Annotated in this window: 21 protein-coding genes; all 21 read left to right on the forward strand. The window is 66.4% G+C overall.

Annotated features, from left to right (window positions below):
* Positions 1-92: 92 nt before the first annotated feature.
* The 21 genes from ndk (at position 93) to P0M04_RS17580 (ending at position 24975) form a co-directional block, all read left to right on the forward strand.
* Positions 93-518 carry a nucleoside-diphosphate kinase gene (gene ndk, locus P0M04_RS17480; RefSeq protein ID WP_047824070.1) on the forward strand — a complete coding sequence of 142 codons (426 nt, stop codon included), beginning with the start codon at positions 93-95 and terminating at the stop codon, positions 516-518.
* A gap of 118 nt (positions 519-636) precedes the next feature.
* Positions 637-1809: a dual-specificity RNA methyltransferase RlmN gene (gene rlmN / locus P0M04_RS17485; RefSeq protein WP_259447883.1), complete on the forward strand. Its 1173-nt coding sequence runs from the start codon at positions 637-639 to the stop codon at positions 1807-1809.
* Positions 1809-2618: a type IV pilus biogenesis/stability protein PilW gene (gene pilW / locus P0M04_RS17490; RefSeq protein ID WP_259447804.1), complete on the forward strand. Its 810-nt coding sequence runs from the start codon at positions 1809-1811 to the stop codon at positions 2616-2618. Before rlmN ends, pilW begins: the two co-directional genes overlap by 1 nt.
* Positions 2619-2628: 10 nt before the next feature.
* On the forward strand, positions 2629-3687 hold the full coding sequence (locus P0M04_RS17495) for a RodZ domain-containing protein (protein WP_259447803.1): 1059 nt from the start codon (positions 2629-2631) through the stop codon (positions 3685-3687).
* A gap of 15 nt (positions 3688-3702) precedes the next feature.
* A complete protein-coding gene (ispG, locus tag P0M04_RS17500; RefSeq protein ID WP_259447802.1) occupies positions 3703-4980 on the forward strand; it encodes a flavodoxin-dependent (E)-4-hydroxy-3-methylbut-2-enyl-diphosphate synthase in 1278 nt (425 codons plus the stop codon).
* Positions 4981-4988: 8 nt separating this feature from the next.
* Positions 4989-6335, forward strand: a complete 1347-nt coding sequence (gene hisS, locus P0M04_RS17505) for a histidine--tRNA ligase (protein ID WP_259447801.1) — start codon at positions 4989-4991, stop codon at positions 6333-6335.
* Positions 6336-6373: 38 nt separating this feature from the next.
* Positions 6374-7024, forward strand: a complete 651-nt coding sequence (locus tag P0M04_RS17510) for a YfgM family protein (RefSeq protein ID WP_259447800.1) — start codon at positions 6374-6376, stop codon at positions 7022-7024.
* Between the two features lie 33 nt (positions 7025-7057).
* Positions 7058-8212 (forward strand): outer membrane protein assembly factor BamB, encoded by a 1155-nt coding sequence (gene bamB, locus P0M04_RS17515; protein ID WP_259447799.1) that lies wholly within the window; start codon positions 7058-7060, stop codon positions 8210-8212.
* Between the two features lie 6 nt (positions 8213-8218).
* Positions 8219-9556 carry a ribosome biogenesis GTPase Der gene (gene der, locus P0M04_RS17520; RefSeq protein ID WP_259447798.1) on the forward strand — a complete coding sequence of 446 codons (1338 nt, stop codon included), beginning with the start codon at positions 8219-8221 and terminating at the stop codon, positions 9554-9556.
* 201 nt (positions 9557-9757) lie between these two features.
* The gene (gene hfq / locus P0M04_RS17525; RefSeq protein WP_036168820.1) at positions 9758-9994 is read left to right on the forward strand and encodes an RNA chaperone Hfq; all 237 of its coding nucleotides are present in this window, start codon (positions 9758-9760) and stop codon (positions 9992-9994) included.
* A gap of 29 nt (positions 9995-10023) precedes the next feature.
* Positions 10024-11160: a GTPase HflX gene (hflX, locus tag P0M04_RS17530; protein ID WP_259447882.1), complete on the forward strand. Its 1137-nt coding sequence runs from the start codon at positions 10024-10026 to the stop codon at positions 11158-11160.
* A 3-nt stretch (positions 11161-11163) separates the two neighbouring features.
* On the forward strand, positions 11164-12576 hold the full coding sequence (gene hflK, locus P0M04_RS17535) for an FtsH protease activity modulator HflK (protein ID WP_259447797.1): 1413 nt from the start codon (positions 11164-11166) through the stop codon (positions 12574-12576).
* Positions 12576-13454 (forward strand): protease modulator HflC, encoded by an 879-nt coding sequence (gene hflC, locus P0M04_RS17540; RefSeq protein WP_259447796.1) that lies wholly within the window; start codon positions 12576-12578, stop codon positions 13452-13454. Before hflK ends, hflC begins: the two co-directional genes overlap by 1 nt.
* Positions 13455-13627: 173 nt before the next feature.
* Complete coding sequence (locus P0M04_RS17545) at positions 13628-14782, forward strand: ATP phosphoribosyltransferase regulatory subunit (RefSeq protein ID WP_259447795.1); 1155 nt, start codon at positions 13628-13630, stop codon at positions 14780-14782.
* Entirely contained in the window at positions 14782-16095 is a 1314-nt protein-coding gene (locus tag P0M04_RS17550) for an adenylosuccinate synthase (RefSeq protein WP_371877234.1), read from the forward strand. The genes P0M04_RS17545 and P0M04_RS17550 overlap by 1 nt, the downstream gene beginning before the upstream one ends.
* A gap of 75 nt (positions 16096-16170) precedes the next feature.
* Complete coding sequence (locus tag P0M04_RS17555) at positions 16171-16713, forward strand: phosphoribosyltransferase (protein ID WP_036240089.1); 543 nt, start codon at positions 16171-16173, stop codon at positions 16711-16713.
* Between the two features lie 97 nt (positions 16714-16810).
* Positions 16811-17407 carry a MarC family protein gene (locus P0M04_RS17560; RefSeq protein WP_259447793.1) on the forward strand — a complete coding sequence of 199 codons (597 nt, stop codon included), beginning with the start codon at positions 16811-16813 and terminating at the stop codon, positions 17405-17407.
* A 15-nt stretch (positions 17408-17422) separates the two neighbouring features.
* Positions 17423-17875, forward strand: a complete 453-nt coding sequence (locus P0M04_RS17565) for an FKBP-type peptidyl-prolyl cis-trans isomerase (protein ID WP_259447792.1) — start codon at positions 17423-17425, stop codon at positions 17873-17875.
* A gap of 3 nt (positions 17876-17878) precedes the next feature.
* On the forward strand, positions 17879-18688 hold the full coding sequence (locus tag P0M04_RS17570; protein WP_259447791.1) for an AraC family transcriptional regulator: 810 nt from the start codon (positions 17879-17881) through the stop codon (positions 18686-18688).
* A 69-nt stretch (positions 18689-18757) separates the two neighbouring features.
* Positions 18758-19981 carry a glycosyltransferase gene (locus tag P0M04_RS17575; protein WP_259447790.1) on the forward strand — a complete coding sequence of 408 codons (1224 nt, stop codon included), beginning with the start codon at positions 18758-18760 and terminating at the stop codon, positions 19979-19981.
* A gap of 113 nt (positions 19982-20094) precedes the next feature.
* Positions 20095-24975 (forward strand): DUF4347 domain-containing protein, encoded by a 4881-nt coding sequence (locus P0M04_RS17580; RefSeq protein ID WP_281042037.1) that lies wholly within the window; start codon positions 20095-20097, stop codon positions 24973-24975.
* Positions 24976-25015 lie beyond the last annotated feature (40 nt).

Raw genomic sequence — 25015 nt, forward strand, 5'->3', positions numbered from 1 at the left:
ATATCGGTAGGATGACGGATGTATGGTAAAATAGAAGGTTGATTGAGTTCCCAAATCTCGATTTAAACCTTTCTTTTTATTGGAGTTTTTAAATGGCAATCGAACGCACCCTGTCGATCATCAAACCTGACGCAGTCGCTAAAAACGTGATCGGCCAAATCTACAGCCGTTTCGAAGGCGCAGGCCTGAAGATCGTCGCTGCCCGTATGGCCCAGCTGTCGCGCGCCGAAGCCGAAGGTTTCTACGCTGTCCACAAAGAGCGTCCGTTCTTCAAGGATCTCGTCGACTTCATGATCTCGGGCCCGGTCATGATCCAGGTGCTGGAAGGCGAAGGCGCGATTGCCAAGAACCGCGAACTGATGGGCGCAACCGATCCGAAGAAAGCCGACAAGGGCACCATCCGCGCCGACTTCGCCGACTCGATCGACGCCAACGCCGTGCACGGTTCGGACGCCGCCGAGACCGCAGCTGTCGAGATCGCTTACTACTTCCCGGCACTGAACGTCTACTCGCGTTAATCTTTAGTAGCAATTATTTGTGTTGATCGGCCTCAGGCCGGTTTAACATTGCAATATCCCGCTCGCCCATGCTCGAAGAGCCCGGCGGGCGGGACTTATTTTGAAGGCACAGGATTCAATCATGGCAACTCTCACCAACTTGCTGGACTTCGATCCCGCGCAGCTCGTCGCTTACTGCGCCGAGTTGGGGGAGAAGCCGTTCCGCGCGAAACAGCTGCAGCGCTGGATCCACCAGTTCGGCGTCGCCAACTTCGACGACATGACCGACCTGGCGAAGTCGCTGCGCGAAAAACTCAAGACGCGCGCCGAAGTCCGTTCCCCGGCGATCATCAGCGACCACACGTCGAGCGACGGCACCCGCAAATGGCTCGTGGACGTCGGCAACGGCAATGCCGTCGAAACCGTGTTCATCCCGGAAGAGACGCGCGGCACGCTGTGCATCTCCACGCAGGCCGGCTGCGCCGTCAACTGCCGCTTCTGCTCGACGGGCAAGCAGGGCTTCAACCGCAACCTCAGCGTGTCCGAGATCATCGGCCAGCTGTGGATGGCCGAGTTCGAACTGCGCCGCACGAAGGGCATCGAGCCGGGGCCGAAGGGCGAGCGCCAGATCACGAACGTCGTCATGATGGGCATGGGCGAGCCGCTGCTGAACTTCGATCCGACCGTCACCGCGCTCAAGCTGATGCTGGACGATAACGCGTACGGCCTGTCGCGCCGCCGCGTGACCGTGTCGACGTCGGGCGTCGTGCCGAACATGGACAAGCTGTCGCAGGAATGCCCGGTGGCGCTGGCCGTGTCGCTGCACGGTTCGAACGACCCGCTGCGCGACATGCTCGTGCCGCTGAACAAGAAATACCCGCTGCGCGAGCTGATGGCCGCGTGCAAGCGCTACCTGGAATTTGCCCCGCGCGACTTCATCACGTTCGAATACTGCATGCTGGACGGCGTCAACGACACGGACGAGCATGCGCGCGAACTGGTCGCCCTCGTCAATGATCCGGTCGTCGGCGTGTCGTGCAAGTTCAACCTGATTCCGTTCAACCCGTTCCCGGAATCCGGCCTCGTGCGCTCGAAGAACCCGCGCATCAAGGCGTTTGCCCAGGTGCTGATGGACGCCGGCCTCGTCACGACGATCCGCAAGACGCGCGGCGACGACATCGACGCCGCCTGCGGCCAGCTGGCGGGCGAGGTCAAGGACCGTACCCGCGTAAACGAGCGCATGAGCAAGATGGCCGAATACCAGCAAAAATTCGGCCCTAACTTCGGCAAGATCGTGGAGATCTCGTCCTGATGCCGCGGCTGTCCGGACGCCTGGCCTGCGCGCTCGCCCTTCCTCTGCTGCTGGCGGCGTGCGCCGGCAATGGTGGCATGGCGGGCGAATCGCACGAGCTCAAGACGCTGTCCGACCAGACGGCCGCGGAAAAACGCGCCCAGATCCGCCTGCAACTGGCGGTGGGCTATTACCAGGAGCGCAAGTACGAGATCGCGCTGGACGAGGTGAAGCAGGCTATCGCCGCCAACCCGGACTCTGCCGACGCGTATGGCGTGCGCGCCCTGATCTACACGGCGATGGGCGAGAACCGCCTCGCCGACGAGAACTACCGGCACGCGCTGCGCCTGGCGCCGCGCAATCCGGATCTGTCGAACAATTACGGGCTGTTCCTGTGCGACGCCGGCGGCAAGCCGGCGGAGGCCATGACCTATTTCGATGCGGCGCTGAAGAATCCAAATTACGCGACGCCGGTCAAAGCCATGGTGAACGCAGGTAACTGCAGCCTGAAGATGAAGAATGTCGACGCGGCCGAGCGCTATCTGCTCGACGCCCTGCGTTACGATCCCGACCTGCCGGCGACGAGCGCCGGCCTGGGTCGGGTATATTTCGAGCGGCGCGATTACACCCGCGCCGGGTTTTTCATTAACCGCCTGACGGAGACAGCGAAGCTCGACACGCTGTCGGCCGACGTGCTGTGGCTGGCCATCCGGGTCAAGCACATGCTCGGCGACCGGGCCACGGAAGCTTCGCTGGCGGCGCAGTTGCGCAAGCGCTTCCCCGGCTCGCCCGAGTACGCGGCCTTCGAGCGCGGTGCCTTTAGTGAGTGAGACAACGACAATGAGTTCCGAGCGTGCAGATCAGCCGGCGACGCCCGACAACCAACCGCCTGTGCACGGTGTTCCCGGCCAGGTCCTGGCCGCGCAGCGCGAGGCGATGGGGTGGTCGGTCGAGCAGGTGGCCGACCAGTTGAAACTGGCGGTGCGCCAGGTCATCGCCCTGGAGGCGGGCGATTACGCGTCGCTGCCGAGTCCGGCCGTGACCCGCGGTTTCGTGCGGGCCTACGCCAAGCTGGTGAAGGTCGATCCGGCGCCGCTGGTGGCCCAGATCGCCATGGAGACCGAGCCCGCGCCCGATACGAGCGCCGTCACGGCGAACCGTCGCCCGACCCCGACCTCGTTCTCGCAATCCAGGTTCCCGAGCCACGGCAAGCGCTCGACCCTGCCGCTGGGAATGATCGCGGGCGCCGTCGTGGTCGTCGTGGCTGCCGCTGCCGCGGCATGGCACTTCGGCTTCGTGCCGGGCAGCCAGCATGCGGACACGGGCAGCACCGTGGCCACGCCGGCCGCGACCGGTGCCTCGACGGAGGCCGCCAACGGCAGCTCTGTCGAGACCCTGCAGAATCCTGCCGTGCCGCTGATTTCCGTGCCGGGCCCGAGCGCCAGCGCATCGGCACCGGCCACCGCGCCGGCTGGTACCGCGCCTGCGACCACGGCCGCGCCGGGTCCCGTCGTGAATGTGCCGGGCGCGACCGCGACCGGTGCGCCGCCGACGACCATTCCCGCGGCCCCGGCCGCAGCGCCCGGCGCCACGTCGCCCGCGACGCCGGCCCCGGCGACCGCGTCGGCTGTGCCGGCGCCAGCCCCTGCGGCCAGCGGCGCCAATGCCCTCGTGCTGAACGTGCGCGAAGACTCCTGGATCGAAGTCCGTCCGGCCAAGGGCGGCGCGCCGCTGTTCTCGCGCCTCGTCAAGGCGGGCAGCACGGAGACCGTCAACGTCGAGCAGCCCGTCCGCGTGACGGTCGGTAATCCGGGCGGCGTGACGGCGACGCTGCGCGGTACGGCCGTCTCCCTGCCGCAGGTGCCGGGCAAGACGATCTCGCGCGTCAATCTCCAGTAACAACGGAACACTCAGATGACTTTTTCGAACAACGCCAACGAGCCGATCGGTTCCGGCCCGCTGCCGCGCCGCGCCAGCCGCGGCGTGGTCGTGCAGCACGGCGCGCGCAAGGTGATGGTCGGCGGCGACGCCCCCGTCGTCGTGCAGTCGATGACGAACACGGACACGGCCGACGTGATCGGCACCGCCATCCAGGTCAAGGAACTGGCACGCGCCGGTTCCGAGATCGTGCGCATCACCGTGAACACGCCGGAAGCGGCGGCCGCCGTGCCCGCGATTCGCGAACAGCTCGACAGGATGGACGTGGACGTCCCCCTCGTCGGCGACTTCCACTACAACGGCCACCTGCTGCTGCGCGATTATCCCGAGTGCGCGCAGGCGCTGTCGAAATACCGCATCAATCCGGGCAACGTGGGGCAGGGCGCCAAGCGCGACACCCAGTTCGCGCAGATGATCGAAACCGCGATCCGCTACGACAAGCCGGTGCGCATCGGCGTCAATTGGGGCAGCCTGGACCAGGCGCTGCTGGCGCGCATCATGGACGAGAATGCCGCCCGCGCCCAGCCGTGGAGCGCGCAGTCGGTGATGTACGAAGCGCTGATCACGTCGGCGATCGAGAACGCGCAGCGCGCCGAGGAAATCGGCCTGGCGCGCGAGAAGATCGTCCTGTCGTGCAAGGTGTCGGGCGTGCAGGATCTCATCGCCGTCTACCGCGAACTGGGCAAGCGCTGCGACTACGCGCTGCACCTGGGCCTGACGGAAGCGGGCATGGGCAGCAAGGGCATCGTCGCGTCGACCGCGGCCCTGTCCGTGCTGCTGCAGGAAGGCATCGGCGACACGATCCGCATCTCGCTGACGCCGGAACCGGGCGGCGACCGCACGAAGGAAGTCGTCGTCGGCCAGGAAATCCTGCAGACGATGGGCCTCCGTAAATTCACGCCGATGGTGATCGCGTGCCCGGGCTGCGGCCGCACGACGTCGACCGTGTTCCAGGAACTGGCCGACAACATCCAGACCTTCCTGCGCGAGCAGATGCCGGAATGGAAGAAGACCTACCCGGGCGTGGAAGCGATGAACGTGGCCGTGATGGGCTGCATCGTGAACGGTCCAGGCGAGTCGAAGCACGCGAACATCGGCATCTCGCTGCCGGGCACGGGCGAATCGCCGGCGGCCCCGGTCTTTGTGGATGGGCAAAAGGTCGCTACACTGCGGGGCGAGCGGATCGTGGATGAGTTCAAGACGATCGTGCTCGATTACGTACAAAAGAATTACAGCCGCGACACCGTCGCGTAATACAGAAAATGTCCGAGAAAAAAGAGAAAATCGTCGCCATCAAAGGCATGAACGACATCCTGCCGGCCGACGCGCCGCTGTGGGAACTGTTCGAGAACACCGCGGAATCCGTGCTGAAGAGCTACGGCTACCAGAAGATCGTCACCCCGATCGTCGAAGAGACGGGCCTGTTCGCGCGCGCCATCGGCGCCGTCACCGACATCGTCGAAAAGGAGATGTATTCCTTCACCGATTCGATGAACGGCGACCAGCTGACCCTGCGTCCGGAAGGCACGGCCGGCGTCGTGCGTGCCGTCGTCGAGCACAACATGGCCTACGACGGTCCGAAGCGCCTGTGGTACAAGGGTCCGATGTTCCGCCACGAGCGTCCGCAGCGCGGCCGCTACCGCCAGTTCTTCCAGTTCGGCGCGGAAGCCATCGGCTTCTCCGGCCCGGACATCGACGCGGAACTGATCATGCTGTGCCGCCGCCTGTGGGACGACCTGGGCCTCGACAACATCCGCCTGGAGTTGAATTCGATCGGTAACGCGGAAGAGCGCCAGCGCCACCGCGCCGACCTGATCGCCTACTTCGAAGCGAACATCGACGTCCTCGACGCCGAAGCGAAGCGCCGCCTGCACGCGAACCCGCTGCGCATCCTGGACACGAAGAACCCGGCGATGCAGGACCTCGTCAACAACGCGCCGAAGCTGCTGGACTACCTGGGCGGCGAATCGCTCGCGCACTTCGAGGGCCTCAAGAAGATCCTCGATGCGAACAACGTCCAGTACACCGTGAACCCGCGTCTCGTGCGCGGCCTCGATTACTACAACCGCACCGTGTTCGAGTGGGTCACGGACATGCTGGGGGCGCAGGGTACCGTGTGCGCGGGCGGCCGCTACGATCCGCTGATCGAGACGTTCGGCGGCAAGCCGACGCCGGGCATCGGCTTCGCGATGGGCATCGAACGCCTGATCGAGCTGATGAAGGCGCAGGGCGAACCGGCCGCGCCGGCCCAGTGCGACGTCTACCTCGTGCACCAGGGTGAAGAAGCGCAGATGAAGGCGTTCATCCTCGGCGAGCGTATCCGCGACGCGGGCCTGGACGTCGTCCTGCACTGCGCCACCCCGGCCGGCGCGGGCAGCTTCAAGAGCCAGATGAAGAAGGCCGACGGTTCCGGCGCCGCGTTCGCCGTGATCATCGGCGAGGACGAGGTCAAGAACGACGTCGTCGCCGTGAAATCGCTGCGCGAGGCGGAAGGTGGCCAGCAGCAGACCAGCGTGCCGTTCGACGAAGCCGTCGACTTCATCGTCGATCAGATCGTCGGTGGCCACGATCATGACCATGATCACGACCACGTGCACTACCATCCGTAATTCCGATTAATTCACCATAACGAAGAAGACGAACGTCCATGGCATACGATCTCGAAGAACAAGAACAGATAGCCAATTTCAAGGCCTTCTGGGACCGCTTTGGCAACCTGATCACCTGGGTGCTGATCCTCGCGCTGGGTGGCTACGCCGCCTACAACTTCTGGGGCTCGCACCAGCGCTCGCAGGCCGCGGAAGCGTCCGGCCTGTATGACGGCCTGACCGAGGCGATCGAAGCGAAGGACGCGGCCAAGGTCCAGCGCATCACGGGCGATCTCGAGAACAAGTTCGGCTCGACCGCCTACGCCCCGATGGCCGCGCTGGCCGCTGCCAAGGCCGCATTCGACGCGAACGACCTGAAAACCGCGAAGGCCCAGCTGCAATGGGCGGTCGACCATGGCGACGACGAGTACAAGTCCATCGCCAAACTGCGCCTGTCCGGCGTGCTGCTGGACGAGAAAGCGTTCGACCAGGCGCTGGCGCTGCTGAACCGCGAGTTCCCGGCGCAGTTCGCGGCCGAGGTGCAGGACCGCAAGGGCGACGTCCTCGTCGCGCAGAACAAGCTGGCGGAAGCCCGCACGGCGTACCAGGCCGCGCTCGACAAGATGGAGAAGAACCATCCGGGCCGCCAGGTCGTGCAGGTCAAGCTGGATGCCATCGGCGGCGCGCCGGCACCGAAAGCAGCTGCGTAACTAACCCAGAGTCAAGAACAAGGTAAGAAGAATATGCGTATTGCCCGGAAGCTCGTTGGTGTCGGTATGTTCGCCCTAGTGGCAGGGTGTTCCACCATGAATTCGCTGAATCCGTTCGCGTCCAAACCGAAGGGCAACCAGCCCACGCCGCTGGTCGACCTGAAAGGTTCGATGGCCGTGCGCACGGCGTGGAAACTGGAAGTCGGCAAGTCGCAGAGCTATATGTTCTCGCCAGCCATCGCCGACAACACCATCATCGCGGCCGGGGGCGACGGCACCATCGTGCGTGCGGAAGCGGCCACCGGACGCCAGATCTGGCGCACGAAGGCCGGCATGGACCTGACGGCGGGTGTCGGCACGGACGGCAGCGTCATCGTGCTGGGCGGCGCCAAGGGCATGCTGCTGGCGTTCGACATGGACGGCAAGAAGCTGTGGGATGCCCAGCTGTCTTCCGAGATCCTGTCGTCGCCGGTCGTGGGCCAGGGCATCGTCGTCGCGCGCAGCATCGACAACCGCATCGTCGGCTACGACGCCAAGACGGGCCAGAAGAAATGGACCGTGCAGCGCAACGCGCCGGCACTGTCCCTGCGCCTGGCGCCGGGCATGGTCATCCACGACAAGGACGTGCTCATCGCCCAGCCGGGCGGCAAGCTGATGTCGCTGATCCTCGCCACCGGCGCGCCGCGCTGGGAGATCGAGGTCGGCGTCGCACGCGGCGCGACGGAACTGGAGCGCGTCACCGACATGGGCGGCGCGCCGGTCATCATCGACGGCGACGTGTGCGCCGTGTCGTACCAGGGCCGCGTCGGCTGCTTCGACCTGGCCACCGGCAGCCCGCGCTGGACCCGCGACCTGTCGTCGGAAGTCGGCGTGGCCGCGGACCAGCGCTTCGTATTCGTCCCGGACGACAAGGGCGCCGTCTACGCGTACAACCGCGACAGCGGCACGAGCGCGTGGAAGAACGACAAGCTGGCCTACCGCCGCCTGTCCACGCCGGTGTCGTACGGCCGTGCCGTCGCCGTCGGCGACTACCAGGGTTACGTGCACTTCCTGTCGCGCGAGGACGGGGCTTTCCTGTCCCGCGCCGCCACGGACGGCAGCGCCATCGAATCCACGCCGCTCGTCGTCGGTTCGAACCTGATTTTTCAAACACAAAATGGAACCGTGACCGCTATCGCGGTCGAATAAGATTCAATGAAGCCGGTAATCGCACTCGTAGGTCGTCCCAACGTCGGAAAGTCGACCTTATTCAATCGCATGACCCGCTCGCGCGACGCGCTGGTGGCGGACTTGCCCGGCCTGACGCGTGACCGCCACTATGGCGAAGGGCGCATGGGCGAACGTCCGTTCCTGGTCATCGATACCGGCGGTTTCGAGCCGGTCGCCAAGGAAGGCATCATGCACGAGATGGCGCTGCAGACGCGCCAGGCCGTCGCCGAGGCGGACATCGTGATGTTCATCGTCGACGGCCGCCAGGGTCTCACGCCGCACGACAAGACCATCACGGACTTCCTGCGCAAGTCGGGCCGCAAGGTCATGCTCGTCGTGAACAAGAGCGAGGGCATGAAGTACACGTCCGTCACCGCCGACTTCTATGAGTTGGGCATGGGCGACCCGTACGTGATCTCCGCCGCCCACGGCGACGGCGTGCTGGACCTCGTCAACGAGGCCATCGACGTCGCCGTGCAGCAGCGCCCGGAAGAAGCCGAGGAGTTCGATCCCGCCGACTACGGCGTCAAGATCGCGCTGGTCGGGCGTCCGAACGTCGGCAAGTCCACCCTGATCAACACCCTCGTGGGCGAGCAGCGCGTGATCGCGTTCGACATGCCGGGCACCACGCGCGACTCGATCGAGGTCCCGTTCGAAAAGGGCGGCAAGCACTACACGCTGATCGACACGGCCGGCATCCGCCGCCGCGGCAAGGTGTTCGAGGCCATCGAAAAATTCTCGGTCGTGAAGACCCTGCAGTCGATCTCGGAAGCGAACGTCGTCGTGCTGATGCTGGACGCGCAGCAGGACATCTCGGAGCAGGACGCGCACATCGCCGGCTTCATCCTGGAGACGGGCCGCGCGCTCGTCGTCGCCGTGAACAAGTGGGATGGTTTGACGTCCGACCAGCGCGACCAGGTCAAGAACGACATCGACCGCAAGCTGAACTTCCTCGACTTCGCCGAGACGAAGTTCATCTCGGCGCTGAAGGGCACCGGCATCAACCACTTGATGAAGTCGATCGACACGGCGTATGCCGCGGCGACCGCGAAGCTGTCCACGCCGCGCCTGACGCGCGCGCTGCAGGAGGCCGTCGAGAAGCAGGAGCCGAAGCGCAAGGGCAGCACGCGCCCGAAGATGCGTTACGCGCACCAGGGCGGCCAGAACCCGCCCATCATCGTCATCCACGGCAATGCGCTGGATGGCATCACGGAACCGTACAAGCGTTACCTGGAAAAGCATTTCCGCGATACGTTCGACCTGATCGGCACGCCGCTGCGCATCGAACTGAAGAGCGGCAAGAACCCGTTCGCTAAAGAGTAAAACCGTCCGGGGGCCGGTTTTACGAGGGTTCACCCGGCGCGGGTTTTAAGCCAGGTTTAACCAGAGCAGTACGACAAAAAAGAGCAAAACAGGTTACAGTTAGCTTGGGCGAACATTCACAGCTTGAGAATGTTGGCGCAGCCACTTGAAATCCGGCATCCCGCCACAATTTTTATACGACAACAACATCACGGAGCTGTCATGAGCAACAAAGGGCAACTGTTACAAGACCCATTCCTCAACGCCTTGCGCAAAGAGCACGTCCCCGTCTCGATCTACCTGGTCAACGGGATCAAGCTCCAGGGCCACATCGAGTCCTTCGACCAGTACGTCGTCCTCCTGCGTAACACCGTCACCCAGATGGTGTACAAGCATGCGATCTCTACCGTCGTTCCGGCCCGTGCGGTCAACCTCAACCTCGAACAAGACGCCGAGTGAGGTCGATGGCTGACGTTTCTGGCAACACCATGCGCGCCGCCCTGGTCGGTATCGATTTCAACGCTGGCGATTTCAAGGCCAGCCTGGAAGAACTGGCCCTGCTGGCGCGCTCGGCGGGGGCCGAACCGATCAGCACGATCACTGCAAAGCGCAACAGTCCCGATCCTGCGTATTTCGTCGGCAGCGGCAAGGCCGACGAGATCGCGCAGGCCGTTCTCGCCGACAAGGTCGAGATCGTCATTTTTAACCACGCCCTGTCGCCCGCCCAGCAGCGTAACCTGGAGCGGCGGCTCAACGTGCGCGTGGTCGACCGTACCAGCCTGATCCTCGACATCTTCGCGCAGCGCGCGCAGAGCCACGAGGGTAAGCTGCAGGTCGAACTGGCCCAGCTGCAGCACCTGGCCACGCGCCTGATCCGCGGCTGGACCCACCTGGAACGCCAGAAGGGCGGTATCGGTCTGCGCGGTCCCGGTGAAACCCAGCTCGAGACCGACCGCCGGCTCATCGGCGAGCGCGTCAAGATGCTGCGCACCCGTCTCACCAAGCTGCGCAAGCAGCACGAGACCCAGCGCCGTTCGCGCGGGCGCAACCAGACATTTTCCGTGTCGCTCGTCGGCTATACCAACGCCGGCAAGTCGACCCTTTTCAACACCCTGACGAAGGCCGGGGTGTATGTCGCGAACCAGTTGTTCGCAACGCTCGACACGACGTCGCGCCGCCTGTACCTCGGTCCGGACACCGGCAACGTGGTCGTGTCCGATACCGTCGGTTTCGTGCGCGAACTGCCGCACCAGCTGGTCGCCGCATTCCGCGCCACGCTGGAAGAAACCATCCATGCCGACGTGCTGCTGCACGTCGTCGACGGCGCTTCTCCCGTGCGGATGGAGCAGATCGAGCAGGTCAACGAGGTCTTGCGCGAAATCGGCGCCGACCACATCCCGCAGATCCTGGTCTGGAACAAGATCGATGCGGCCGGCCTCGAGCCGGGGATCGAGCGTGATGAATATGGTAAGATCAGCCGCGTTTTCATCAGCGCCAGGAGCGGCGCCGGCCTCGATCTGCTGCGCGAGGCCATCGTCGAGGCAGCCGGCAGCCCGGCCGTTGTGCCCGGTGTCGACGAGCACCCCGACCTCATGCCCGCGACTCCCCATCCCGGACCACACTAGTCTATGCTTGTTTCTCTGATCAAACGGATCGGCGCGCGGCTGGCGCCGACCGGTCGTCACGCCGGCGCGCGCAAGGCCGGCGTGCCGCTTTTTTCCCTCAACGATCCACGCTGGGGCCACGATCCCAAGTCGAACGAGGGACGCCGCCCGAACAATAACAACAAGAACGACAGCGACGGTCCGCCCGATCTCGACCAGCTGTGGCGCGACTTCAATCAGCGCCTGAACCGCCTGTTCGGCGGCAAGCGCGGCGGCGACGGCGGCCCGTTCCGTCCGGACGCGCGCGGCGTCGGCCTGACGGCCACCGTCGTCGGCGCCATCGCCCTCCTGATCTGGCTCGCCAGCGGCGCGTTCATCGTGCAGGAAGGGCAGGTGGGCATCGTGACGACGTTCGGCCGCCTGTCGCACGTGACGGGTGCCGGCTTCAACTGGCGCTGGCCGGCGCCGTTCCAGTCGCACGAGACCGTCAACACGGCCCAGGTGCAGACGGCCGAGATCGGCTACCGCGCCAACGTGCGCAACAAGCAGCCGAGCGAGGCGCTGATGCTGACGGGCGACGAGAACATCGTCGACGTCCAGTTCTCCGTGCAGTACAAGATCAAGGACCCGGTCGCCTGGGTGTTCAACAACCGCGACCAGGTCGAGACCATCCGTGACTCGGCCGAGACCGTCGTGCGCGAACTCGTCGGCCAGAACAGGATGGACACCGTCCTGTACACGGGCCGCGACAAGCTGGCGGTGCAAGCCCGCGAAGCGGTCCAGCGCCTGGCCGACCGTTACAAGATGGGCGCGGAGATCGTCGGGGTGACGATGCAGTCCGTGCAGCCGCCCGACCAGGTCGCCGCCGCGTTCGAGGACGCCGGCAAGGCGCAGGAAGAGCGGGTTCGTGCGCGCACCGAAGCGCAGGCGTTTGCCGACGAGGTCATCCCGCAGGCGAAGGGCAAGGCTGCCCGCCTGCTGCAGGATGCGGAAGCGTACCGCGCCAGCGTCGTGAGTGTCGCGACCGGCAATGCCGCGCGCTTCGACAAGATCGTGGCCGAGTATGCGAAAGCCCCGGCCGTCACGCGCGACCGCATGTATATCGAGACGATGCAGCAAATTCTTTCCAGTACCAGCAAGGTCATGATCGACGCCAAGACCGGCACCAACCAGATCTACCTGCCGCTCGACCGCCTGCTGGCCCAGTCGACGGCCAACGAGGCGGCGCGCGGCGCCAATTCCGGTCCGGTGATGGCGCCCCAGCAGAATCCGGCGCAGCCGCAGCCGCAGCCGCAGCCACAAGCACAGCAACAAGCGCAGCCGCAGCCGCAAGCACAGGCCGCGCAGCCGCAACCGGAAGCCGCGGCGGCCGGTGAATCGAACCGCACGCACGACCTGCGCAGCCGCGACACGGGCCGCGAAAGGGAGAGCCGCTGATGAGCCGCCTGTTAGCCAGCCTGCTCGGCGCCGCCATCGCGGTGGCGCTCGTGTCGTCGTCCGTGTTCGTCGTCGACCAGCACCGTTATGCCGTCGTGTACGCGCTCGGCGAACTGCGCGAGGTCATCCAGGAGCCGGGCCTGAACGTCAAGGCGCCGCCGCCGTTCCAGAATGTCGTCTTCCTCGATAAACGCCTGCAGACGCTGGACACGCCGGACGGCGAACGCTACCTGACGGCGGAAAAGAAGGACCTGCTCGTCGATGCGTTCGTCAAATGGCGCATCGTGAATCCGCGCCAGTACGTGATCGCCATCGGCAGCAACGCCGACCGCGGCGGCGAGCGCCTGAACCAGCTCGTCCGCAATGCGCTTACGGCCGAGATCGGCAAACGCAACCTGGCCGACGTGCTGACGGGCGGCAAGCGCACGGACGTCGCCAACGCCGTCCGTGCCGACCTGGCCAGTGGCGCGAAAGACCTCGGCGTGGAAGTCGTCGATGTGCACCTGAAGCGCATCGACTTCATCGACCAGGTCAACAACGCCGTCTACGAACGCATGAAGGCCGACCGCGTGCGCGTGGCGAACGAACTCCGCGCGACCGGCGTGGCCGAGGCGGAGACGATCCGCGCCGACGCCGAGCGCCAGCGCAGCGTGATCGTCGCCGACGCCCAGCGCGATGCCGAGACGATCAAGGGAGAAGGCGATGCGCAGGCGTCGCAGATCTATGCCCAGTCGTTCGGCAAGAACCCCGAGTTCTACCGGTTCTACCGCTCGATGGAGGCCTACAAGGCCACCTTCAAGGGGCGCAACGACGTGATCGTGATCGACTCGAACTCCGAGTTCTTCAAGTATTTCAAGGGCCCCGGCGCAGGTAAGTAATAGGGAAATGAGCGCGCCGGTCGTGGAGTATCGGCAACGTTGGCATTCGTTTCATCGCCAACCGACCCGCGTTTTCGGTTAAAATCGTCGATTCGGCGGAACGAACGCGTGCAAAGCCGCGTTCATGCTGCCCGAATGTTGTCCGACTTTTAATAACCCGACCCGCTTTGCCCATGCCCACCTGGCTCCTGCCCGAGAATATCGCCGACGTCCTGCCGTCCGAAGCGCGCAAGATCGAAGAGCTGCGCCGCCTGATGCTCGACACCTTCCGTACCTACGGCTACGAACTCGTGATGCCGCCGCTGCTCGAATACGTCGATTCGCTGCTGGCCGGCGCCGGACAGGACACCGATCTCCGCACCTTCAAGCTCGTCGATTCGATGAGCGGCCGCCTGCTCGGCCTGCGCGCCGACATGACGACGCAGGTCGCCCGCATCGATGCCCACCTGCTGAACCGCGACACCGTCACCCGCCTGTGCTATGCCGGCAGCGTGCTGCACACGCAGCCCTCCGGCCTGCACGCGACGCGCGAGCCGCTGCAGATCGGCGCGGAGATCTACGGCCACGCCGGCCTCGAAGCGGATGCGGAGATCCAGGAACTGGCGCTGGCATCGCTGGCGCTGGCCGGCTTCGAACAGCCGCGCCTCGACCTGTCGCACGTGGGCGTGCTGCGCGCCATCCTCGCCGAGGATGCCGCCGCCAAGCGCGACGAGCAGCTGCTGTACACCCTGCTGCGCTCGAAGGACGTCCCGGGCCTGGAAGAAGCGACGGCCAACTACAACGAACAGACCCGCGCCGCGCTGCTGGCGCTGCCGAACCTGTACGGCGACATCGACGTGCTCGCGCGTGCGAAAGAGGTGCTGCCGGCGCTGCCGGGCATCGCCCGCGCGCTGGCGGAACTCGCCGCGCTGGCCGGGTCCGCGCTGGGCCGCGCCCAGATCGCCATCGACCTCGCCGACCTGCGCGGCTACCAGTACGAAAGCGGCGCCATGTTCGCGCTGTACGTGCCGGGCCTGCCGAACGCCGTCGCGCGCGGCGGGCGTTACGATCACGTGGGCGAAGCCTTCGGCCGCGCGCGTCCGGCCACGGGCTTCTCGCTCGACCTGCGCGAACTGGCCCGTCTGCTGCCGACGGCCGAGCGCAAGCATTCCATTCGTGCCCCCTGGGGCAACGCGCCCGAGCTGCGCGAAAAAATCGCTGAACTGCGCAAAGCGGGCGAAGTGGTGATCCAGTCCATGCCGGGTCACGACAATGTACAGGACGAGTTCGAGTGCGACCGTGTGCTCGTCCTCGAACAAGGAAATTGGATTCTCAAAAACTTAGGTTAATGATGTCAAATACTGCTAAGAACGTCGTTGTCATCGGCACCCAGTGGGGCGATGAAGGCAAGGGTAAGATCGTCGACTGGCTGACCGACCATGCCGCCGGCGTGGTGCGTTTCCAGGGTGGCCACAACGCCGGCCACACGCTGGTGATCAAGGGCCAGAAGACCGCGCTGCAACTGATCCCGTCGGGCATCATGCGCGAAGGCGTGGCCTGCTACATCGGCAACGGCGTCGTCGTCTCCGTACCGGACGTGATGCGCGAGATCGACAAGCTGGAAGCGGCCGGCGTGGAAGTCGCCTCGCGCCTGAAGATCTCGGAAGCCTGCCCGGTCATCCTGCCGTACCACGTCGCCATCGACGTCGCCCGCGAAGCGAAGCGCGGCGTGAACAAGATCGGCACGACGGGCAAGGGCATCGGCCCGGCCTACGAAGACAAGGTCGCGCGCCGCGCGATCCGCATCGCCGACCTGCTGAACGAAACCCGTTTTGCCGAGAAGCTGCGCGAGAACCTGGAATACCACAACTTCGTGCTGACCGGCTTCCTGGGCGGCCAGGCGCTGGACTTCCAGAAGGTGTACGACGACGCGATGGCCCTCGTGCCGCGCCTGCGTCCGATGGTCGGCGACGTGTCGTCCGCGCTGTACGCGACGCATAACGCCGGTGGCCACCTGCTGTTCGAAGGCGCGCAAGGCTCGCTGCTGGACGTCGACCACGGCACGTACCCGTTCGTCACCTCGTCGAACTGCGTGGCCGGCAACGCCGCCGCCGGTTCGGGCGTCGGTCCGGGCATGCTGCACTACATCATGGGCATCACCAAGGCCTACACGACCCGCGTGGGTTCGGGCCCGTTCCCGTCGGAACTGCCGACGGACGCCGGCGTGGGCGAGCACCTGTCGCGCATCGGCCACGAGTTCGGCACCGTGACGGGCCGCGCCCGCCGCTGCGGCTGGTTCGACGCCGCGCTGCTGCGCCGCTCCGTGCAGATCAACGGCGTGTCCGGCATGTGCCTGACCAAGCTGGACGTGCTGGACGGCCTGGAAACGCTGAAGCTGTGCACCGGCTACAAGATCGACGGTCGCGACGTGGACATCTTCCCGGTCGGCGCGGAAGAAGCCGCGGCCTGCGTGCCGGTGTACGAAGAGATGCCGGGCTGGACGGGCACCACCGTCGGCGCCAAGTCGATGGACGACCTGCCGGCCAACGCCCGCGCCTACATCAAGCGCATCGAAGAACTGGTCGGCATCCCGGTGGACATGGTGTCGACCGGCCCGGACCGCGAAGAAACCATCGTGCTGCGCCACCCGTTCGCAGCCTGATACGAAACATCGTCCGCGTTACGCCACCCGCGCGGCGCGGACGTCAGCCACAAGCAGAAACTAGGGATAATCCAAATGACGACGCCTCCATCGACCGACAAGGACCTGTGGGTCTCCTGGGATGAATACAACCGCCTGATCGAGCGCCTGGCGCTCAAGGTGTACGAATCGAACTGGAAGTTCGACATGGTGCTGTGCCTCGCGCGCGGCGGCGTGCGCCCGGGCGACGCGATCTCGCGCATCTTCGACGTGCCGCTGGCGATCCTGTCGACCAGCTCGTACCGCGAAGAAGCGGGCACGAAGCAGGGCGACCTGGACATCGCCAAGTACATGACGATGACCAAGGGCCCGCTGGCCGGCCGCATCCTGCTGGTCGACGACCTGGCCGATTCGGGCGTCACCCTGATGCGCGTGCGCGAGCACCTGCAGGAGAACTACCAGGACGTGACGGAAGTGCGTTCGGCCGTCATCTGGGTCAAGGGCACGTCGTCGATCAAGCCGGATTACCACCTGGTCGACCTGCCGCACAATCCGTGGATCCACCAGCCGTTCGAGGATTACGACGGGCTGCGTCCGCATCAGCTGTCTTCCTGGCTGAAGAAGTTCGAGCAGAACTGATCCGGGAACGGATGGAACGAAAAGGGCGACACCGCGGTGCCGCCCTTTTTCATTTGATCGGTTAAGATCATACCTGCCAGAACAATAACAACGACCCATGACCCAGAGCTTCTTCCAGACCTTCATCCTGCTGCTGCTGGTCACCGACCCCTTCGGCAACGTTCCCCTGTTCGTGACGGCGCTGAAGGACGTGGCCCCGGCCCGCCGCCCGCGCATCGTCGTGCGCGAATGCGCGATCGCCTTTCTCCTGCTGCTGCTCTTCATGTTCTTCGGCCGGCACTTCCTCGCGGCGCTGCAACTGACCGACATCTCGCTGCGCATCGGCGGCAGCGTCATCCTCCTGATCATCGCCATCCGCATGATCTTCCCGCACCCGGACGGTGTGCTCGGTCGCAGCGAAGGCGGCGAGCCGTTCATCGTGCCGCTTGCGATCCCCGCGCTGGCCGGACCGTCCGCGCTGGCGACCGTGCTGCTGTTCACGTCGCAATCGATGGAGGAGGTGATGGTGCACGTGGCCGCGCTGGCGGCCGTCGCCATCATCTGGCTCGCCGTCTTCCTCGGCGCCGAGCGCCTGCAGAAGGTGCTCGGCACGCAGGTCATGACGGCGTTCGAGCGCCTGATGGGCCTGATCCTGACGGCCATGTCGATCGAGATGCTGCTGGGCGGCGTGCGCGCCTTCGTCAAGACTTTATAACCACAAGGATTTACCATGACCCCGATGATCCGCGCCGGTTTCCTCGGCCTCGCCCTCGTACTGTCCCTGGCCGCCTGCAAGCGCAGGGAAGAGGCCCCGTCCGCGCCGCTGAAGGCCGACACCTCCGCCATCCAGTTCCAGAAGATCGACACCACCGTCGGCACGGGCACCGAGGCCAGGGCCGGCTCCCACGCCACCGTGAACTACACGGGCTGGCTGTACCTGCCGGACGCGCCCGACCATCACGGCGAAAAATTCGACAGCTCCATCGGCCGCAAGCCGTTCACGTTCCGCCTCGGCAGCGGCATGGTGATCCCGGGCTGGGACCAGGGCGTCGAGGGCATGAAGGTGGGCGGCAAGCGCACGCTCGTGATTCCCGCCGCGCTGGGCTATGGCGCGGAAGGCGCCGGCCCGATTCCGCCGAACGCCAACCTGATCTTCGACGTCGAGCTGCTCGACGTGCAGTGAGCCATGCACGCCTGGATGCACCATCCGCAGGGCGAGCTGGCCGAGGCCCTGCACGGCATCGGCTTCTATTCGACCGTGGACGAGCCGTGGCCGCCCGCGCAGCCGCAGCTGAACCGGTTCCCGGCGATGGTGTACTGCAGCCTGAATTTCTTCACGGAGGGCGCCGCCGCGCTGCCCGGCGACGACGGCGAACTGCGCGCCATGTCCGACCTGATCGTGTCCGGGCCGCGCACGCGGCCGATCGCGTCGCTCACGCTGGCGCCGCTGCGCACGGTGGGCATCGTGCTGTATCCCGATGCCTTCGCGCTGCTGACGGGGCTCGCGCCGGCGGCACTCCAGGACCGCAACGACCCCGCCGACGGCCTGCTCGACGAAACCTGGGCGGACTGGCCGCAGGCACTGCGCGCGTGCGCCGACGAAGCCGCACAGGCGGCGTGGATCGAAGCGCGGCTCGGTGAGCGCTGGCGCGCCGTGCGCGGACGCTGGGATGCGGAGCTCGGCGCGAGCCTGCGCAGCATCGCCGCCACCGCGCCCGAGCTGGGCGTCGGCGAGCGCCAGACGCAGCGACAATACCGGGCCCGCGTGGGACTGAGCCCGGCGCAGGCGCGCCGCCTGCAGCGCATGAACGCCGCCGTGTACGCGTTGCGCGATCCGGATGCGCCGGCACGCTCGCTCGCGGACCTGGCCGCGGAACTGGGTTATGCCGACCAGGCCCATATGGCGCGCGAACTGCGCGAGCTCGCCTTCCTGCCGCCGTCCCGGCTGGAAGAGCACATCGATAACGATCCCGAGTACTGGCCCTATCGGCTTTGATGTCGGATTTATACAAGCCGGGCTGACATCCGCTGGCGAAAATCGTGCCTTTCCGAAAGAGGCACGACCATGAAGATCACCTTTCTCACCTACGGCACCGAAGGCGATACCCGGCCGCTGCTGGCGCTGGCGCGCGACGTCATCCACCGGGGCCATGAGGCGCACGTACTGGCCGACGTGGCGGGCGCCCCGCGCGCGGCCGCCCTCGGCATTCCTTTCACGGCGCTCGCCGGCGACATGCGCGGTGCGTTCCAGCCGGGCGGCGCGTTCGGCGCGCTGCTGAAAGACGGCGCCAGCATGTCCCGGCTCATGCGCGCGTGCGCGACGCTCGCGCGCGACAACACGCTGCCGTGGATGGAAGCCGCCTGCGCGGCCGCGCGCGGGAGCGACCTGCTCGTGTATTCGGGCCTCGCCGGATTCGTCGGCCTGGCGGTGGCGGAGGGCTTGAACATGCCGTGCATCGGCGCCGCGATGTGGCCGATGACGCCCACGCGCGAATTCGCGCCGCCGTTCCTGAACAGGCACCGTCTGCCCGGCTGGGCCAATATGCTGGCCCACCGCGCGTTCGAACGGATGGCGTGGGCTATGTTCGGCCCTGAATTGAACCGTGCCCGCGCGCGGGTGTTCGGCGCGCCGCCGCGCAGGGCGCCGTGGCGCGACATGCCGCTGCTCGTCGGCTGCTCGCCCACCTTGCTGGCGCGTCCGGCCGACTGGCCGCCGAACGTCGCGGTCACGGGCGTCTGGCAGTTGCCGGCCGGGCAGGGCTACGAACCGCCGCGCGCCTTGCTGGACTTCCTGGAAGCGGGGCCTGCGCCCGTCTACATCGGCTTCGGCAGCATGGCGGGCATCGATCGGGGCACGCTGGTCGATGCGATCGCGGCCGTCGCAAGCGGACGGCGCGTGCTGTTCCATCCGGGCTGGAGCGGCATCGATCCGGCCCATCTGCCGCCCGACGTGTTCGTGCTGGACGACACGCCGCACGACTGGCTGTTCCCGCGCACGGCGCTCGTCGTGCATCACGGCGGCGCGGGCACGAGCCACGCCGCGGCGCGCGCGGGCGTGTCGTCCGTCGTCGTGCCGTTCGCCGGCGACCAGTTCTTCTGGGCGCGGCGCATGGCGCTGCGGGGGATCGCCGCGACCTGTCCGGCGGCCGGGCTCGACAGCGCGCGCCTCGTGCAGGCCGTGGCTGCGGCGTCGCAGCCGGCCATGCGCGAGGAAGCACGGCGCGTGGGGCAGGCGATGCGGGAGGAAGATGGCGTCCGCATGGCCGTCGACCGGCTGCTGGATATCTGACGTTGTTTTTTGTTCCTGGTCTCTTCTTTTTTTGTCTAAACCCTAAGTCAATTGCATTTCGGAAATTTTGACAGTTATAATTTCCAGATCAAAAATAAATACAGAGAGAGTCCATGAACTATTCCCGTGAAGTGCTTGTCATCGACCCCGCCGTCTCCGGTTGGGAGGACATTGCGGCCGCTGCCGGCCAGGCACGCGTCGTCGTGCTGGACGGTGCACAGGACGGCCTCGTCCAGATCGCCGCCGCGCTGGCGGCCGAGCGCGATCTCGCCGCCATCCACATCGTCTCGCACGGCAGCGCCGGCCAGATCGTACTGGGCAGCACGGCCGTGACGGCCGGCGTGCTCGCGCACTATGAGACCGAACTCGCCGCCATCGGCCGCAGCCTGGCGGTTGCGGGCGACATCCTGCTGTACGGTTGCGAAGTGGGCCAGGGCGACGCCGGTGCGGCCTTCCTGGAGCGGCTGTCCGGTTACACGGGAAGCGACGTGGCCGCGTCGACCGGCCTGGTCGGCGCCGCTGCGCTGGGCGGGAACTGGCGGCTCGACACGCACGTCGGCACGATCATGGCCCGGCCGCTTGCGGCCCCGGCCTTTGCCGGCACGCTGGCGACCGTCACGGGCACGGTCAATAACGACCGCCTGGAAGGCACCTCGGGGGCGGATTCGATGTCGGGCGGCGTCGGCGACGACGTCCTCGTCGGCAGTGACGGCAGCGACACGATGGACGGCGGCGCCGACGGCGCATACGGCGACACCGTCGACTATTCGAACGGCGCGGCCGGCGTGACCGTCAACCTGGGCACCGGTACCGCCACGGACAACTGGGGCAAGACGGATACGCTGATCGGGATCGAGCACATCACCGGCAGCGCGTATGCCGACACCTTGATCGGCTCGGCCGGCACGAACTGGTTCCGTCCCGGCAAGGGCAACGACACCGTCAACGGCGGCGGTGGCGACGACGTCGTCATGTACGAAGGGAACAGTACCACGGTCACCGTCGACCTGAAGAACGGCACGGCCTTCGGCGCGGACATCGGCACCGATACGCTGACGGGCATCCGCAACGTCCATACGGGCATGGGCGCGGACGTCGTCCAGCTGTCCGACCTCGGCGGGTACGTGTTCGCCCGCGGCGGCAACGACAAGCTCACGGGCGGCGCCGGCAGCGACAATTTCTATGGCGGCAGCGGCAACGACACCATCGACGGCGGCGGCGGACGCGACACCGCCAACTACTGGGACGATACCTTCGACTTCTCGAACGTGCCGGTCACGGGCGTCGGCGTCACGGTCAGCCTGGCCACCGGCGTCGCCACCGACAACTGGGGCAATACGGACACGCTCATCAACATCGAGGACGTGGGCGGTTCGCGCTTTGCCGACACGATCGCCGGTAACGCGGGCGACAACAACCTGCAGGGCCAGGAGGGCAACGACACGCTGTCCGGCGACGCCGGCCAGGACTGGCTCGACGGCGGCACCGGTGCCGACAGCCTGCTGGGCGGCCTGGGCTTCGACCAGTTGACCGGCGGTGCCGGCAACGACACCCTCGACGGCGGCGCCGACCGCGATCGCGTCAACTACAACAACGAGTACAACGGCGTCGGCCTCACGGGCAAGGGTGTGACGGTCAACCTGGCGACGGGCGTGGCCACCGACAACTGGGGCAATACCGATAAACTCGTCGGCATCGAAGAGGTGACCGGCTCGCGCTTCGCCGACGTCATCACGGGCGACGCCAACGACAACTACCTGTGGGGCCAGGAAGGCAACGACAGCCTGGCGGGCGGCGGCGGCATGGACATGCTGACCGGGAACAGCGGCAACGACACGCTCGACGGCGGCGACGGGCGCGACCGCGTCAATTATTCGGACGACTACGGCGGCCCGGCCATCACCGGCAAGGGCGTGACGGTCGACCTCGTCACCGGCGTGGCCACCGACAACTGGGGCAACGTCGACAAGCTCGTGGGCATCGAGGACGTGGGTGGTTCGCGCTATGCCGACACGATCACCGGCAATGCATCCGACAACAGCCTGAACGGCAACGAGGGCAACGACACGCTGTCCGGCAACGACGGCAACGACTGGCTGGACGCGGGCGCGGGTGCCGACAGCCTGCTGGGCGGCGCGGGCTACGACCAGCTGTCCGGCGGCGCCGGCAACGACACGCTCGACGGCGGCGACGGCAGCGACACGGCCACGTATTTCAACGACTACGGCAACCTCGCCCCGACCGGCAACGGCGTGACCGTCAACCTGGCGACCGGGACCGCCACCGACAACTGGGGCAATACCGATAAACTCGTCGGCATCGAGAACGCGTCGGGTTCGCGCTATGGCGACAGCCTGACCGGCGACGCCGGGAACAACAGCCTGTATGGCGACGAAGGCAACGACACGATCGTCGGCGGCGGCGGTTATGACTGGCTGGACGGCGGCGCCGGTACCGACAGCCTGGCGGGTGGCGCCGATGGCGACCAGTTGTCGGGCGGCGCGGGCAACGACACGCTCGACGGCGGCGATGGCCGCGACGGGGCCAATTATGCCAACGATTACGGCAACATCACCCCGACCGGCAAGGGCGTGACCGTCAGCCTGCTCACGGGCGTAGCCATCGACAACTGGGGCAACACCGACAAGCTCGTGAACATCGAGGACGTGCAGGGTTCGCGCTATGCCGACAAGCTGACCGGCAACGCCTCCGACAACAGCCTGTACGGCAACGACGGCAACGATACGCTGTCCGGCGATGCCGGCAACGACTGGCTCGACGCGGGCGCCGGTGCCGACAGCCTGCTGGGCGGCCTGGGCTTCGACCAACTGTCCGGCGGCGCCGGCAACGACACGCTCGACGGCGGCGACGGCACCGACACCGCCAATTACAGCAATGACTACGGCAACATCACCCCGACCGGCAAGGGCGTGACCGTCAACCTGCTCACGGGCGTCGCCACCGACAACTGGGGCAACGTCGATAAACTGGTCGCGATCGAGAACGTGCAGGGTTCGCGCTATGCCGACAGCCTCACCGGCAACGCGTCCGACAACAGCCTGTGGGGCATGGACGGCAACGACACGCTGTCCGGCGACGCCGGCAACGACTGGCTCGACGCGGGCGCGGGTGCCGACAGCCTGCTGGGCGGCGCGGGCTCCGACCAGCTCTCGGGCGGCGCCGGCAACGACACCATCGACGGCGGCGACGGCGGCGACACGGTCACGTATTCGAACGACTACGGCGATATCGCTCCGACCGGCAAGGGCGTGATCGTCAACCTGGAAACCGCCACCGCCACCGATAACTGGGGCAATACGGACACGCTCGCCGGCATCGAACATGTGTCCGGTTCGCGCTACGGCGACAGCCTCACGGGCAACGCGTCCGACAACAACCTGTGGGGCAACGAGGGCAACGACACGCTGGCGGGCGGCGCCGGCAACGACTGGCTCGACGGCGGCATCGGTGCCGACAGCCTGCAGGGCGGTGCCGGGGTCGACCAACTGTCCGGCGGTGCCGGCAACGACACGATCGATGGCGGCGACGGCTCGGATCGCCTCACGTATTACAGTGACTATGGCAGCATCCCCGCGACCGGCAAGGGCGTCGTCGTCGATCTGGCGACCGGGACCGCGACCGACAACTGGGGCAATACCGACAAGCTCATCTCCATCGAAGAGGTGACCGGGTCCCGTTATGGCGACAGCATCACGGGCAATGCGTCCGACAACAACCTGTGGGGCGACGACGGCAACGACACGCTGGCCGGCGGCGACGGCAACGACTGGCTCGACGGCGGCAACGGCAGCGACGTCCTGCAGGGCGGGGCCGGCGCCGACCGCTTCTCCGGCGGCACGGGCAACGACACGATCGACGGCGGCGCAGGCCGCGACCAGGTCACCTACTTCAACGATTACGGCAACCAGCCCATCACCGGTTCGGGGGTGAAGGTCAACCTGGCGACCGGCGTCGCCACCGACAACTGGGGCCACACCGACACGCTCGTCAGCATCGAGGACGTGTCGGGCTCGCGCTTCGGCGACAAGCTGACCGGCAATGCGTCGGACAACACCCTGACCGGCGGCGACGGCGACGACGTGCTCGTCGGCGCGGGCGGCGCCGACCGGCTCAACGGTGACGCCGGCGACGACACCATGGACGGCGGCAGCGGCATCGACGCAATGAGCGGCGGCGACGGCAGCGACACGTACTACGTCGACAATGCCGGCGACGTCGTGACCGAGACCAATGCGCTGGCAAGCGGCGGGATCGACCAGGTGGTGACATCGGTCAGCTACGTGCTGGCAGCCAACGTCGAGGAGCTGACGCTGCTGGGCGGTACCATCAACGGTACGGGCAACGCCCTGAACAACCTGATCGTCGCCGGTTCCGGCGTGAACGCAATCGACGGCGGCGCGGGCATCGACACCCTGTCGTTCGAGACGGCCACCACGTCCGGCACGACGGGTGTGACGCTGACGCTGGGCGCGGCCGGGGTGAAGACGACGGCGGCGGGGATTTCCGGCGCGGATACCGTGATCAACATCGAAAACCTGATCGGGTCGGACTACAACGACATCCTGTCCGGCAATGCCGGCGGCAACGTGATCCATGGCGGCGAGGGCGTCGACGTCCTCGACGGCATGGGCGGCAACGACGTGCTGGTGGGCGGCGCCGGCAGCGACGTGTTCGCCTTCACGACGGCGCTGAGCGGCAACGTCGACCGGATCGAAGACTTCACGAAAGGGGAGGACAAGATCCGGCTGGAAAACGCGATCTTCACGAAGCTGCTGACGACGGGTACGCTCGGCGCCGGCAACTTCAAGGTGATCGGGTCGGCGGCCCTCGATGCGGATGACTTCATCCTGTACAACAAGGCCACCGGGGCCCTGTACTACGACGCCGACGGATCGGGTGCCGGCGTCGCGGTGCAGTTCGCCGTGGTCGGCGTTAACCTGGCCCTTGCCAACACCGACTTCACGGTAGTCTGAGGCAGAGCAAGCCGGTTCCTGCGGACTTCCTGGGTATATA

The organism is Telluria mixta (assembly GCF_029223865.1).
In the GTDB taxonomy this organism is placed as follows: Bacteria; Pseudomonadota; Gammaproteobacteria; order Burkholderiales; family Burkholderiaceae_D; genus Telluria; species Telluria mixta.

Coding starts and splice junctions, on each gene's coding strand:
- ndk (WP_047824070.1), top strand. CDS start 93: ATGGCAATCGAACGCACCCTGTCGATCATCAAACCTGACGCAGTCGCT.
- pilW (WP_259447804.1), top strand. CDS start 1,809: ATGCCGCGGCTGTCCGGACGCCTGGCCTGCGCGCTCGCCCTTCCTCTG.
- P0M04_RS17495 (WP_259447803.1), top strand. CDS start 2,629: ATGAGTTCCGAGCGTGCAGATCAGCCGGCGACGCCCGACAACCAACCG.
- ispG (WP_259447802.1), top strand. CDS start 3,703: ATGACTTTTTCGAACAACGCCAACGAGCCGATCGGTTCCGGCCCGCTG.
- hisS (WP_259447801.1), top strand. CDS start 4,989: ATGTCCGAGAAAAAAGAGAAAATCGTCGCCATCAAAGGCATGAACGAC.
- P0M04_RS17510 (WP_259447800.1), top strand. CDS start 6,374: ATGGCATACGATCTCGAAGAACAAGAACAGATAGCCAATTTCAAGGCC.
- bamB (WP_259447799.1), top strand. CDS start 7,058: ATGCGTATTGCCCGGAAGCTCGTTGGTGTCGGTATGTTCGCCCTAGTG.
- der (WP_259447798.1), top strand. CDS start 8,219: ATGAAGCCGGTAATCGCACTCGTAGGTCGTCCCAACGTCGGAAAGTCG.
- hfq (WP_036168820.1), top strand. CDS start 9,758: ATGAGCAACAAAGGGCAACTGTTACAAGACCCATTCCTCAACGCCTTG.
- hflX (WP_259447882.1), top strand. CDS start 10,024: ATGCGCGCCGCCCTGGTCGGTATCGATTTCAACGCTGGCGATTTCAAG.
- hflK (WP_259447797.1), top strand. CDS start 11,164: ATGCTTGTTTCTCTGATCAAACGGATCGGCGCGCGGCTGGCGCCGACC.
- hflC (WP_259447796.1), top strand. CDS start 12,576: ATGAGCCGCCTGTTAGCCAGCCTGCTCGGCGCCGCCATCGCGGTGGCG.
- P0M04_RS17545 (WP_259447795.1), top strand. CDS start 13,628: ATGCCCACCTGGCTCCTGCCCGAGAATATCGCCGACGTCCTGCCGTCC.
- P0M04_RS17550 (WP_371877234.1), top strand. CDS start 14,782: ATGATGTCAAATACTGCTAAGAACGTCGTTGTCATCGGCACCCAGTGG.
- P0M04_RS17555 (WP_036240089.1), top strand. CDS start 16,171: ATGACGACGCCTCCATCGACCGACAAGGACCTGTGGGTCTCCTGGGAT.
- P0M04_RS17560 (WP_259447793.1), top strand. CDS start 16,811: ATGACCCAGAGCTTCTTCCAGACCTTCATCCTGCTGCTGCTGGTCACC.
- P0M04_RS17565 (WP_259447792.1), top strand. CDS start 17,423: ATGACCCCGATGATCCGCGCCGGTTTCCTCGGCCTCGCCCTCGTACTG.
- P0M04_RS17570 (WP_259447791.1), top strand. CDS start 17,879: ATGCACGCCTGGATGCACCATCCGCAGGGCGAGCTGGCCGAGGCCCTG.
- P0M04_RS17575 (WP_259447790.1), top strand. CDS start 18,758: ATGAAGATCACCTTTCTCACCTACGGCACCGAAGGCGATACCCGGCCG.
- P0M04_RS17580 (WP_281042037.1), top strand. CDS start 20,095: ATGAACTATTCCCGTGAAGTGCTTGTCATCGACCCCGCCGTCTCCGGT.